We start from the raw sequence: 11,724 nt of genomic DNA on the forward strand, positions 1-11,724 counted from the left end.
GTGGGCGCCCGGGGTCGGGCGCCCGCCCCCCCCCCCTCTGTTCGGTTCTGCGTAGGAGCGGACTCCGTCCGCGATGGTTGATCCCAACGCTGAACCCACTATTCGAACAACGCATCCAGCGCCTGCTCCAGGCGTGTGACCGCAATCACCTGCAGACCCGGCGGCGCTTCCTTCGGCGCGTTGCCCTTGGGCACGATGGCACGCTTGAAGCCATGCTTGGCCGCTTCCTTCAGACGTTCCTGGCCACTGGGCACCGGCCGCACCTCGCCGGACAGACCGACCTCGCCGAACACCAGCAACTGGTGGTCCAGCGGCCGATTGCGCAGGCTGGACATTACCGCCGCCATCAGCGCCAGGTCCGACGCCGTTTCCAGCACTTTCACACCGCCAACCACGTTGAGGAACACGTCCTGGTCATAGGTCGGGATGCCGCCGTGGCGGTGCAGCACCGCCAACAGCATGGCCAGTCGGTTCTGGTCCAGGCCCAGGGTGACGCGGCGCGGGTTGGCCAGGTGGCTGGTGTCCACCAGCGCCTGCACTTCCACCAGCATCGGCCGTGAACCTTCCCAGGTGGCCATGACCACGCTGCCCGGTACCGATTCCTGGGCGCGAGTGAGGAAAATTGCCGACGGGTTGGACACTTCCTTCAAGCCACGGTCGGTCATGGCGAACACGCCCAGCTCGTTGACCGCGCCGAAACGGTTCTTCACCGCCCGCAGCAGTCGCAGGCGGCCATCGGACTCGCCCTCGAAATACAGCACGGTGTCGACCATGTGCTCCAGCACGCGCGGCCCCGCCAGGGAACCCTCTTTGGTGACGTGGCCGACCAGGAAGATCGCCGTACCGCTCTGCTTGGCGAAACGCACCAGCAGTGCCGCGCTTTCGCGCACCTGGGCGACGCCGCCCGGCGCGGATTGCAGCTGTTCGGTGAAGATGGTCTGGATCGAGTCGATCACCATCACCTTGGGCTGCTCCTGGCGCGCCGTGGCGATGATGGTCTCGATGCAGGTCTCGGTCATGACCTTGAGCTTGTCTTCGGGCAGGCCCAGGCGGCGGGCGCGCATGGCGACCTGCTGCTGGGATTCCTCACCGGTGACATAGAGCGCCGGCAGGCGCGTGGCAATGTTGCAGAGGGTCTGCAGGAGAATGGTGGACTTGCCGATGCCGGGATCGCCGCCGATCAGCACCACCGAGCCGTCGACCAGACCGCCGCCCAGGGCGCGGTCCAGCTCCGCCGAGGCGGTGGAGAAACGCGGCATTTCCTCGACGCTGACTTCGGCGAGGGTCTTGATATTGGCCTGCTGGCCGGCCCAGCCACCACGGCCGGAAGCACTGCTGCCCGAACCACCCGTGGGGGTGGTGTCGATGACGGTTTCGACCAGAGTGTTCCAGGCACCGCAATCAGGACACTGGCCGGCCCATTTCGGGTAGGTGGCGCCGCACTCGGTGCAGCCGTACATGCGCTTGGCCTTGGCCATGAGGGACTTCCGTCGAATACAAAGTCCGCATCATAGCCAATCGAGCCAGACGCTTCAGCTCGCGAGGCGGCGGTACTGGCTTTCCATGTCGTGCTTGAGGCTCTCGCGACGCATCAGCAGCGAGGCCAGGGTGCAGTCGGGGCGTTCAATGCCCTCCTCCACGCGGCCGATGCGCTGGTCCAGCAGCTCGTACTGCAGCTTCAGGCGAACCAGTCGTTCCTGCGCGCGCAAGGCTTCGACGTTGCGATTGGGGAGCTTGGTGACGGGCTTGCCAGAGGACGAAATGGCTTTACGCATGGCGGTGGCACCGGTTGGAAAGAGATGACGGGAGCCTACGCCTCGCTCCGCCCCACACCCTTGACCCTGGTCAAGCTCAACCGGATCGCTTCAGCAGGTCGGAAATCTCGTCTTTCAGCGCCACACGCTGCAGTTTGAGGGAGTTGAGCGCGAGGTCGTCCATTGCCTGGCGGCCGTCCTCGATGTCATAGATCTTCTTGTCCAGTTCCTCATAGCTGGCAGCCATGCGGGTGAAGTTCGCGTCCTTCCCGTGCAACCGGGCCATCAGGGCCTTCTGGTCGGGGAATTCGCGGGAAAGGGGATGATGCTCGAGTGGCATGGCGGGCCTCCTTCTGTGGGTGGATTGCCCGATAAGCCTAGACCACAGCGCGATGCCGCCCACCGCCGCCGGTCAACCCGTTGGAATTGAACGCACGCAGGGTGTTCAGACGGCGACAGGCCGCTAAACTGCGCCTGTCCCCTCTATCTTGCGTAACAAGGAGTCAGTGCATGAGTCTGCTTAGCGAATTCAAGGCCTTCGCGGTCAAGGGCAACGTGGTCGACATGGCCGTCGGCATCATCATCGGTGCCGCGTTCGGCAAGATCGTTTCGTCCTTCGTCGGCGACGTGATCATGCCCCCCATCGGCCTGCTGATCGGTGGCGTGGACTTCTCGGACCTTGCGATCACGCTCAAGGCCGCCGAGGGCGATGTGCCCGCGGTGGTGCTGGCCTACGGCAAATTCATTCAGACCTGCCTGGACTTCATCATCGTCGCCTTCGCCATCTTCATGGGCATCAAGGCGATCAACCGTCTCAAGCGCGAGGAAGCCGTGGAGCCCAGCGCGCCGCCGGTGCCGAGCGCCGAAGAAACCCTGCTGACCGAGATCCGCGACCTGCTCAAGCAGCAGAACAACCGCGCTCCTTGAGCAGATCGCTGATCGGGCCGGGCGCGACCCCTCCTGGCGTCAGCCCGGCGGAGTCAGCAGCACGCGGCCGATGCGCCGCTCGCTGACGTCCGTCACCTCCAGGCGCCAGCCGCCCAGCTCCAGCGTGTCCCCCTTGGCCGGCAAGCGGCCAAGGTGCTTGAGCGCCAGCCCGCCGAGGGTCTGGTACTCCGCCGTCGGACGAGCGTGGAAGCCGACCCGTTCGGCCAGCGCCGACAGCGTCACGGCACCGTCCACCCGGTAGGCGCCAGCCTCTGCCTCGATGTCCGTACCGGACACCTCGCTGGCGTCCGGCAGCTCACCGGCGATGGCTTCCAGCACGTCGGTCATGCTCAGCATGCCCTCGAAGCCACCGAACTCGTTGACCACGAAGGCCAGGTGCGTCGAGGCCTCGCGCATCTGTTCCAGTGCGCCCAGCACCGAACTGCTGTCCGGGAGGCTCAGAGGCTCGCGCAGCAGTGGCAGGATGTCCAGTTCGCGGCCCTGCAGCAGGGCGGAGAACAGCTCCTTCTTGTGCACATAGCCCAGCGGCTCGTCGATGTTGCCTTCACGGATCACCAGCAAGCGCGAGTACGGCGACTCCAGCAGCGCACGGCAGATGTTCTCCGGGCTGTCCGCCACGTCCACACGGTGTACGCGCTGGCGGTCGATCATCACGGCCTTCACCGGGCGCTCGGCCAGGCCCAGCACACCGCTGATCATCACCCGCTCACGGCGATCGAACGGCGCATCGGTGCCATCGTCCGGGCCCACCAGGTCGGCGATCTCCTCACCCACCTCGTCGGCGTCGACCTTGCCACCCATCAGGCGCAGCACGGCGTGGGCGGTGCGCTGGCGCAGACCACGCTGACCGCGCTGGCTCTTCTGGCGCTTCCAGCGCACCAACTGGTTGGCCATCTCGATCAGCAGGCTGAAGCCAATGGCGGCGTACAGGTAGCCTTTCGGGATGTGGAAGCCCAGGCCTTCGGCGGTCAGGCTGAAACCGATCATCAGCAGGAAGCCCAGGCACAGCATGATCACCGTCGGGTGCTCGTTGACGAAGCGGGTCAGCGGCTTGCTGGCCACCATCATCAGGCCGATGGAGAAGATGACTGCGATCATCATCACTTCCAGCTGCTCGACCATGCCCACGGCGGTGATCACCGCGTCGAGGGAGAACACCGCGTCCAGCACCACGATCTGCGCCACCACCGGCCAGAAGGCGGCGTACACGCGCTTGCCGTTGGAGGTGTGGACGCGGCCTTCGAGGCGCTCATGCAGTTCCAGCGTGGCCTTGAACAGCAGGAACAGACCACCGAAGAGCATGATCAGGTCGCGGCCGGAGAAGGTCTTGCCCAGCACTTCGATCAACGGCTCGGTGAGCGTGACCAGCCAGGAGATGCTCGCCAGCAGACCCAGGCGCATCAGCAGAGCCAGCGACAGGCCGATCAGCCGCGCGCGGTCGCGCAGGTGCGGCGGCAGCTTGTCCGCAAGGATCGCGATGAAGACCAGGTTATCGATGCCGAGCACCAGCTCGAGCAGGATCAGGGTGAGCAGGCCAAGCCAGGCCGTGGGGTCCATCAACCATTCCATGTCGACTCACCTCGCTGGGTGCGCGCCATGGCAGGCTGGGAAGGCTTATCCGCGAACGCGGGTGCCGAGGGAGGTTCGCCGACCACCGGCTCTACAGGGGTAGATAGCGGGGTCGGCGTCGTACTTTGACTGTCCATAAGGTCCGAAAAAAGGAAAACGGACGCTCATCCTAAGGGCAAAGCCGTACCGACCTGAGGGGACAATCTTTTCAAAATCTATCGAGCGTGCCTTACCAATAGTTTTCCACGGCAATCTGGCCGGGCTTGCGCGTCAGCGCCAGGCTCATGCCACGGGCCTTCAGTACGGCACGGGTGTCCTCGATCATCTGCGGGTTGCCACAGAGCATCACCCGCGAGTGCTCCGGGGTAAGTTCCAGACCGGCGGCGCGTTCCAGCTCGCCGTTCTCGATCAGCGTGGTGATCCGCGCATTCAGGCAGCCGGGCACCTGTTCGCGGGTGACCACCGGGATGAATTGCAGCTTGTGGATATGCTCGGCCAGGTGCTCCATCGCGCCGAAGCTGGCGATCAGGTCACGGTAGGCCAGCTCCTTCTCCTCGCGGGCGCTGTAGACCAGCTTGATGGTCTCGAAGCGCTCCCATACCTCGAAGTCCTGCAGGATCGACAGGAATGGCGCAAGTCCAGTGCCAGTGGCCAGCAGCCAGAGGTCGCGGCCATCGGGGAAACGATCAAGGGTGAGGAAGCCGAAGGCCTGGCGGTCCACCAGCAACTGGTCGCCGACGCGCAGGCGGCTGAGCTCACTGGTGAATTCGCCGCCTGGGACGACGATGGAGAAGAACTCGAGGAAGTCGTCGTGGGGCGCCGAAACCATCGAGTAGGCGCGCCAGACGATGCTGCCGCTGGGCTTGTACACGCCCAGGCGGGCGAATTGCCCGGCACGGAAGCGGTAGCCGCTATCGCGGGTGGTGCGCAGGGTGAACAGGCTCGGGGTGAGCGTCTGCACCTCCACCAGGGTCTGGCGGGTGAACTTCTCTTCGCTGGCGGTCATCGTCCGCTCCTTTCTCAAGAACGGCCCATTTTCCCGTATTGGCGCGCGAAGAAACACCCGCAAGGCTTGTGGCTATCCCGCGAGATCGCCACAAGCCTGCCTCAGATCACTGCTGACGGATCAGTGCTTGCGGTTCACCACCTGGGCGGCGCGCAGCACGTCGGTGCCGATCTCGCCCTCGAACTGCTTCCACAGCGGCTGCATGGCGGTGCGCCAGGCCTCGCGCTCGGCCGGGGTCAGGGCGACGATACGGGCCTTGCCGTTGGCCACCACGTGGTCGCGCTCCTTCTGGTTCAGCGCCTCGGCGTCCTTGTTCACCTCGACAGTGACCTCTTCGATGATGCTCTCCAGCTGGGTGCGCACCGGGTACGGCATGCTGTTCCAGAACTTCTGGTTGCTGATCACCATGTAGCTGAGCACACCGTGGTTGGTCTCGGTGATGAACGGCTGCGCTGTGTCGAGTTTCTGGCTGCCGATGTTCGACCAGGTGTTCTCGGTGCCCTGAACCTTGCCGTCCTGCAGCGCCTTGAGGGTTTCGGCGAAAGGCATCTTCACCGACGTGGCTTCCAGCAGGCCGAACTGCGCGTTGAGCACCGATGAAGGCTGGATACGGAAGGTCAGTCCCTTGGCATCGGCAGGCGCACGCAGCTCGCGGTTGGCGGAGAGCTGCTTCATGCCGTTGTTCCAGTAGCCCAGGCCGTAGATACCCGAGCGCGCCATGGAGTGCAGCAGCTCACGGCTCTTGTCACGCTTCTGGAAGCGCTTCACCGCCTCCAGGTCATCGAACAGGAACGGCAGGTCGAAGACCTCCAGCTGCTTGGTATAGCCCTCGAACTTCGACAGCGACGGCGCCAGCATCTGTACCTTGCCGTCCTGCAGCGCCTGCAGTTCGTCCGCATCACCGAACAGCGTGGAGTTGGGGAACACCTCGACCTTCACCTGGCCGGCCAGGCGCTCTTCCACCAGCTTCTTGAACAGCAGCGCGCCACGGCCCTTGGGCGTGTCGTCGGCGACGACGTGGGAGAACTTGATCACGATGGGCGCATCGGCGAAGGCCGGTTGAGCCACGAGGAAAAGGGCGGACAGGGCCACCCCGAGCAACGACTTGTACATCGACATCCTTATGCAATGGCAATAGCCCGGCGCGCGAACGAGCGTCGCGTGTCGAGGATTCGTGAAGACTTGGAGGGGTGGCCGTCGGTCGGCGGAGCACGGCTCCGGGATCGGGCCCTACCGGGTCGCATGGACCGCCCGGTTATTATTGGGAGCCGCCGCGCATCGTCGGAAAGACGACGGCGGGCGGATAGGTCATAATTTTTCGGTATAACGCCGCCCTGCACAAGCAGATGATGGCCAACTGCTTCGCAGTTTGATGACAATCTCGTTGCAATCAGCCTCGTCTCATTGCGACTTCCAGCACCACCTGTTCTCAGCCCTATCTTCGTTCGAGAGTCCCATGCCCGTCCTCGCCAGCCCCTTCGCCCAGCTCGACCTGGTCCGCCACCCTGAACAGCGCGAAGATCCGCTGCAGGCCTTCGATGCGGCCGACGAGTACCTGCTCGCTCATCTGCACGAGCAAGGTGTCGGCGCGGACAGCCGCGTGCTGGTGCTCAACGACAGCTTCGGCGCCCTCGCCGCCAGCCTCGCGCCCCATTTACGCCTGACCAGCAGCGGCGATTCGCACCTGGGTTTCATCGCCCTTGAGCGCAACCTCGAACGCAACGGCCTGGCCGAAGCGCCGCTCACCTTCGTCCCCGCCAGCGAAACCCCGCAAGGCCCGTTCGACCACGTACTGGTGCGCGTGCCCAAGACCCTGGCGCTGTTGGAAGAGCAGTTGATCCGCCTGCACGACCACCTCGCGCCCGGCGCGAAAGTGGTTGCGGCCGGCATGATCAAGCACCTGCCGCGCGCCGCAGGCGATCTGCTGGAAAAGTACATCGGCCCGATGCAGGCCTCGCTGGCGGTGAAGAAGGCCCGGCTGCTGGTGGCCAGCGCCGAGCAGCGCCCTGCCCCCACCTCGCCCTACCCCAGCCGCTACCGCCTGGACAAACCGGTGCTGACACTGGTCAACCACGCCAATGTGTTCTGCCGCGAGGGCCTGGACATCGGCACCCGCGCCTTCCTCCCGCACCTGCCGCAGATCCACCACGCCGTGCGCGCCGCCGACCTGGGCTGCGGCAACGGCGTGCTGGGCATCGCCTTCGCCCTGCTCAACCCGCAGGCCGAGCTGACGCTGGTGGATGAGTCGTACATGGCGGTGCAGTCCGCGCAGGAAAACTGGCAGGCCGCCCTGGGCGAGCGCCCAGTGGATATCCACGCCGACGACGGTCTCGCCGGCCAGGCTGCCGACTCCCTGGACCTGGTGCTGTGCAACCCGCCCTTCCACCAGCAGCAGGTGGTCGGTGACTTCCTCGCCTGGCGCATGTTCCAGCAGGCCCGCGCGGCGCTGGTCACCGGCGGCGAGCTGTGGATAGTCGGCAACCGCCACCTGGGCTACCACGCCAAGCTCAAGCGCCTGTTCCGTGGCGTCGAGCAGGTGGCGGCAAATCCGAAATTCGTGGTGCTGAAAGCGACCAAATAAGCCGCCGGGATTGCTCCGGCCGGCGCGCCGGAGCAGCATGGATCGCCCCTACCCGGATGCGCGCCATGACCGCACAAGAAGCCGCCCCACTCTCACCGGAACTGATCCGCACCGCCGACGGCATCGATCTCGCCCTGCGTCGCGTGGGCCCGGCGGATGGCGTACCGGTAGTGCTGACCCACGGCACCTTCTCCAATCACCGCAGTTGCCTGGGGCTGGCCAATTACCTGGCCAGCCAGGGCTTCGCCTGCTGGCTGTTCGACTGGCGCGGACATGGCGACAGCGAACGCAACGACTTCGCCCATAGCTTCGACGACGTGGCCGAGCAGGATGTGCGGGCCATTCTCGATGCGGTGAGCCGACGCACCGGACAGACGGCGCTGCACTGGGTCGGCCATTCCGGCGGCGGGCTGATCGTCTCGATGTGGGCGGCGCGTTATCCGGAACTGGCAAAGCGCCGGTTGCGCTCACTGGTGCTGATCGGCTCCCAGGCCACGGCAGCCGGGACCAGCCCGCGACACTGGCTCGCGCTCCAGGCGTTCGACTGGATGCTGCGCTGGCGGCGCATCGCCCCCAGCCGCGCGAAAAGCGTCGGCCCCGAGGCGGAGAGCGCCCGACTGATGCGCCAGTGGTGCCAGTGGAATTTCCGGCGACGTTTCGATTCGCTGGACGGCTTCGACTACATGGCCGGGCTGGGCAGCATCGAGCTGCCGGTGCTGGGCGTGGCAGGCAGCGGCGATACCTTCATCGCGCCAATCGCGGGGTGCGAGGCGCTGGTGAATGCCTTTGGCGGGACAGAAGCGACGCTGGAGCTGTTCGGGCTGGCGTCCGGCGCGCGGGAGGACTACAGCCACAACCGCCTGCTGCTGTCGCGCAATGCCAGCCTGGAAGTCTGGCCGCGCATTGCGCAGTGGCTGGCGCAGCATTGATCCGCCGTTGGCCTTTGCGGCGGATAACGCTGGTGCGTTCTGTGCCCTACGAGGTTGCAAGCTGACTGCGTCGTTTCCCGTCGCTCTCACCTTCGATCCTATCGAAGTCGGCAGACACAAGCGGACTCTGTCCGCGATTGGCTTCCGGCGCGATGCGGACTATCGCGGACGGAGTCCGCTCCTACGTCAGATACTCAGGGCCTCAGGGGTATCGACGTCGCGCAGCACGCCAGCGTCGGCAACGTCCAGGGTGATGCAGCGATCGCGATGCGCCTGAACCAAAGCTCGGGCGCCTTCGTCGCCAGTGAGTTGGGTCAACGCCGGCCAGAACTCGCGGCCGAACAACACGGGATGGCCGCGCTGGCCGTCATGACGCGGGAAGAGAATGGTCGAGGGGCTGGCCGCTTCCGTTAACGCGCGCAGCGTTTCCGGAGCGATCCACGGCATGTCGCCCAGCAGGATGGCGACCGCCTGTGCCTGAGAATCGATCAGCGACGCCGCGCCGGCCGCCAGGCTGTGTCCCATGCCGAGCGCCGCCTCCGGGCTGTGGATAATCCGGCAGCCGGAGGGCAGGCCGAAATCCTCCGCCCGCTCGCCGTCACGCAGTACCACCCGCACTTCATCGAACACCGCCAGCGCCCGTTCGACGCTGTGAGCCAGCAGGCTGCGCCCATCCGGCAAGGTCGCGCGGCGCTTGTCCGCGCCGAAGCGCGAGCCCTGGCCGGCGGCCAGGACCAGCGCCACGACCGTCACAGCGCCTCGCGGGCGATACCGCTGCGGGTACGCAGGATGTCGGCGAGCACCGCCAGGGCGATTTCCGCCGGGGTCTTGCTGCCCAGGTTGAGGCCGATGGGGGCGTGGATGCGCGCCAGCTCGGCTTCGTTCAGACCGCCGATGCGGTGCAGGCGCTCCCGGCGCTTCTCGGACGTGGTGCGCGAGCCCATCACGCCGATGTAGAAAGCCTCGGTGCGCACGGCTTCGAGCATCGCCAGGTCATCGATCTTCGGGTCGTGGGTCAGCGCAACCACGGCGGTGTCCGCATGGCAACCGCCGTTGGCGATGAACACCGAGGGCAGCTCGCGACGGATTTCGATGCCATCGAGCACGACGCCATCCAGCGCCTCTTCGCGGGGGTCGCAGAGGATCACCTCGAAGCCCAGGCCCTTGCCGAACTCCGCGCAGAAATGCGCGACGCTGGAGTAGCCCGCCAGCAGCAAGCGCTGTGCAGCCCCCACGCGCAGCAGCACGCGGGCTTCGTCACGCTCGACGCGCGGGCCGTGCTCGTGGTCATCGCGCAGGTGGCGAGAACCGTCGACCAGACTCACTTCGCGCCGTAGACGGCGCTGACCGAGCAGCGCCGACTCCAGCTCGCGCAGGTGGGCCTGGACGTCGCAATCGGGGGCGAGGTTTTCCACCAGCACGTCGAGGATGCCGCCGCAGGGCAGGCGGATGTTCGTGCGGGTATCGGTGCCGTCGCCGTAGCGCACCACCACCACCGGCTCGTTGAACTCACCCTCGGCCACGCGTTCGAGGAAATCATCCTCGACGCAACCGCCGGACAGCGAGCCCACCCACTGGCCGCTGGCGTTGACCGCCAGCAGCGAGCCCGGCGCGCGGGGCGCCGAGCCGTAGGTGAAGAGCACGGTGCACAGCCAGACATGCTGGCCGGCAGCGGACCACTTGAGTGCCTGGCGGACGACTTGCAGATCAAGATGCTGCACGACTTACTCCGACTTCAGTTGAGCCACCTGTTGTACGCCCATGTCGCCCGGCAAGCCACCCCAGGCCTGGCGCAGGTAGTTGATCAGGTCGGCGAGCTGCTCATCGCTGAGCTTGTCGGCGAAGCCCGGCATCGGCTGCATGCGCTCGAAACCGGTGAACTGCTGCTCGCGGATGCCCTCGACAATCACCTTGGCCAGGTTGCGCGAATCGGCCAGGCGCAGGGTGGTGTTGCCCTGCATGGCCACCGCGATGTGCGGCTTGCCCTCGCCGTCGTTGCCGTGACAGCCGGCGCAGACGTTGAGGTATTGCTGGCGGCCGCGCTTGGCGCTGTCGCCGAGTTGGTCCTCGGCGACTGCCTGGACCACCTTGGCCTGCGGCGGCTGATCGCCCAGCAGGTAGGTGGACATGGCGGCCAGATCCTCGTCACCCAGGTGCTGGGTGCTCAGGTGCATCACCGGGAACATCTCGTTGAACATGCTGCCCTGGGGGCTCATGCCGTGCTTGAGGAAGCCGGTGAGATCGGCGCTGGTCCAGCCGCGCTCGGCCAGGTCCTGGGCCAGCAGGCTCGGGGCGCTGTAACCGTTGAGCAGGCCGCCGGTGAGGCGCTTGTCCTGCTGCAGGGCACCGATCTGGTTGCGCGGGGTGTGGCACTCGCCGCAGTGGCCGAGCACTTCCACCAGGTACTGGCCGCGCTTGTAGGCGTCGCTCTTGCCTTCGGTGCTTTCCAGCTGGACGCTCTTGCCATAGAGCATGTTCCAGCCGGTCAGACCCAGGCGCACGTTGAACGGGAAGCCCAGGCTGGTTTCGGGCGCGGCGCGGTGCACCGGCGTCTGGCTCATCAGGTAGGCGTAGAGGGCATCGCTGTCCTCGCGCTTGATGAGGTGGTAGGAGGTGTAGGGCATGGCCGGGTAGAGATTGGCGCCGTCCTTGCGCTTGCCCTCGGTGAGGGCGGCGAAGAAGTCGTCGGCGCTGTAGTTGCCAATGCCGAAGTCCTTGTCCGGGGTGATGTTGCTGCCGTAGATGGTGCCGAATGGCGAGTGGATCGGCAGGCCGCCGGCGAACGGCGCGCCGCCCTCGGCGGTGTGGCAGGCCATGCAGTCGGCAGCGCGGGAAACGTACTCGCCGCGCTTGACCAGCTCCTGGTCGGCCGCCTGGGCGCTCACGGCCAGACCGAGGCCGACAGCCAGCGCGAGGCCGGAAAGAATGCGCTGCATG

12 protein-coding genes are annotated in these 11,724 nt (G+C 66.0%); 3 read left to right on the forward strand and 9 right to left on the reverse strand.

Annotated features, from left to right (window positions below; all coding sequences use genetic code 11):
- Nucleotides 1–98: 98 nt before the first annotated feature.
- The 3 genes from radA to MJ122_RS18595 form a co-directional block, all read right to left on the reverse strand.
- Nucleotides 99–1,478, reverse strand: a complete 1,380-nt coding sequence (gene radA / locus MJ122_RS18585) for a DNA repair protein RadA (protein ID WP_088416331.1) — start codon at nucleotides 1,476–1,478, stop codon at nucleotides 99–101.
- A 54-nt stretch (nucleotides 1,479–1,532) separates the two neighbouring features.
- Nucleotides 1,533–1,775: a hypothetical protein gene (locus MJ122_RS18590; protein WP_088416330.1), complete on the reverse strand. Its 243-nt coding sequence runs from the start codon at nucleotides 1,773–1,775 to the stop codon at nucleotides 1,533–1,535.
- 76 nt (nucleotides 1,776–1,851) lie between these two features.
- The gene (locus MJ122_RS18595; RefSeq protein WP_017520672.1) at nucleotides 1,852–2,094 is read right to left on the reverse strand and encodes a YdcH family protein; all 243 of its coding nucleotides are present in this window, start codon (nucleotides 2,092–2,094) and stop codon (nucleotides 1,852–1,854) included.
- 170 nt (nucleotides 2,095–2,264) lie between these two features.
- Between MJ122_RS18595 and mscL the strand changes: the two genes are divergently transcribed.
- Entirely contained in the window at nucleotides 2,265–2,681 is a 417-nt protein-coding gene (gene mscL / locus MJ122_RS18600; protein ID WP_088416329.1) for a large-conductance mechanosensitive channel protein MscL, read from the forward strand.
- Nucleotides 2,682–2,720: 39 nt separating this feature from the next.
- Here mscL and MJ122_RS18605 read toward each other — a convergent pair whose 3' ends face one another.
- The 3 genes from MJ122_RS18605 to MJ122_RS18615 all read right to left on the reverse strand — a co-directional run bounded on the left by MJ122_RS18605 (nucleotide 2,721) and on the right by MJ122_RS18615 (nucleotide 6,390).
- Nucleotides 2,721–4,271, reverse strand: coding sequence for a TerC family protein (locus tag MJ122_RS18605; protein ID WP_239745433.1), 1,551 nt, complete (start codon nucleotides 4,269–4,271; stop codon nucleotides 2,721–2,723).
- 229 nt (nucleotides 4,272–4,500) lie between these two features.
- The gene (locus MJ122_RS18610) at nucleotides 4,501–5,277 is read right to left on the reverse strand and encodes a ferredoxin--NADP reductase (protein WP_138524583.1); all 777 of its coding nucleotides are present in this window, start codon (nucleotides 5,275–5,277) and stop codon (nucleotides 4,501–4,503) included.
- 120 nt (nucleotides 5,278–5,397) lie between these two features.
- Nucleotides 5,398–6,390, reverse strand: coding sequence for a TRAP transporter substrate-binding protein (locus tag MJ122_RS18615; protein ID WP_239745444.1), 993 nt, complete (start codon nucleotides 6,388–6,390; stop codon nucleotides 5,398–5,400).
- Nucleotides 6,391–6,733: 343 nt separating this feature from the next.
- Here MJ122_RS18615 and MJ122_RS18620 point away from each other — a divergent pair, with 343 nt between their 5' ends.
- Entirely contained in the window at nucleotides 6,734–7,858 is a 1,125-nt protein-coding gene (locus MJ122_RS18620) for a class I SAM-dependent methyltransferase (RefSeq protein WP_239745446.1), read from the forward strand.
- 65 nt (nucleotides 7,859–7,923) lie between these two features.
- Nucleotides 7,924–8,787 carry an alpha/beta hydrolase gene (locus MJ122_RS18625; RefSeq protein ID WP_239745448.1) on the forward strand — a complete coding sequence of 288 codons (864 nt, stop codon included), beginning with the start codon at nucleotides 7,924–7,926 and terminating at the stop codon, nucleotides 8,785–8,787.
- A gap of 186 nt (nucleotides 8,788–8,973) precedes the next feature.
- Here the strand turns inward: MJ122_RS18625 and MJ122_RS18630 are convergent, their stop codons facing one another.
- The 3 genes from MJ122_RS18630 to MJ122_RS18640 are packed head-to-tail and all read right to left on the reverse strand — an operon-like array spanning nucleotide 8,974 to nucleotide 11,723.
- The gene (locus MJ122_RS18630) at nucleotides 8,974–9,540 is read right to left on the reverse strand and encodes a nucleotidyltransferase family protein (RefSeq protein ID WP_239745467.1); all 567 of its coding nucleotides are present in this window, start codon (nucleotides 9,538–9,540) and stop codon (nucleotides 8,974–8,976) included.
- Nucleotides 9,537–10,508, reverse strand: coding sequence for an XdhC family protein (locus MJ122_RS18635; RefSeq protein WP_239745469.1), 972 nt, complete (start codon nucleotides 10,506–10,508; stop codon nucleotides 9,537–9,539). Before MJ122_RS18635 ends, MJ122_RS18630 begins: the two co-directional genes overlap by 4 nt.
- Before the next feature lie 3 nt (nucleotides 10,509–10,511).
- On the reverse strand, nucleotides 10,512–11,723 hold the full coding sequence (locus MJ122_RS18640) for a cytochrome c (protein ID WP_239745474.1): 1,212 nt from the start codon (nucleotides 11,721–11,723) through the stop codon (nucleotides 10,512–10,514).
- Between the last annotated feature and the right edge of the window lies 1 nt (nucleotide 11,724).

It is taken from the genome of Pseudomonas sp. DP-17, from assembly GCF_022380625.1.
Taxonomy (GTDB): Bacteria; Pseudomonadota; Gammaproteobacteria; order Pseudomonadales; family Pseudomonadaceae; genus Pseudomonas; species Pseudomonas nitroreducens_A.

Bases quoted from the DNA above. Each gene is read 5' to 3' on its own strand.
- radA (WP_088416331.1), bottom strand. From the start codon at position 1,478: ATGGCCAAGGCCAAGCGCATGTACGGCTGCACCGAGTGCGGCGCCACC.
- MJ122_RS18590 (WP_088416330.1), bottom strand. From the start codon at position 1,775: ATGCGTAAAGCCATTTCGTCCTCTGGCAAGCCCGTCACCAAGCTCCCC.
- MJ122_RS18595 (WP_017520672.1), bottom strand. From the start codon at position 2,094: ATGCCACTCGAGCATCATCCCCTTTCCCGCGAATTCCCCGACCAGAAG.
- mscL (WP_088416329.1), top strand. From the start codon at position 2,265: ATGAGTCTGCTTAGCGAATTCAAGGCCTTCGCGGTCAAGGGCAACGTG.
- MJ122_RS18605 (WP_239745433.1), bottom strand. From the start codon at position 4,271: ATGGAATGGTTGATGGACCCCACGGCCTGGCTTGGCCTGCTCACCCTG.
- MJ122_RS18610 (WP_138524583.1), bottom strand. From the start codon at position 5,277: ATGACCGCCAGCGAAGAGAAGTTCACCCGCCAGACCCTGGTGGAGGTG.
- MJ122_RS18615 (WP_239745444.1), bottom strand. From the start codon at position 6,390: ATGTACAAGTCGTTGCTCGGGGTGGCCCTGTCCGCCCTTTTCCTCGTG.
- MJ122_RS18620 (WP_239745446.1), top strand. From the start codon at position 6,734: ATGCCCGTCCTCGCCAGCCCCTTCGCCCAGCTCGACCTGGTCCGCCAC.
- MJ122_RS18625 (WP_239745448.1), top strand. From the start codon at position 7,924: ATGACCGCACAAGAAGCCGCCCCACTCTCACCGGAACTGATCCGCACC.
- MJ122_RS18640 (WP_239745474.1), bottom strand. From the start codon at position 11,723: ATGCAGCGCATTCTTTCCGGCCTCGCGCTGGCTGTCGGCCTCGGTCTG.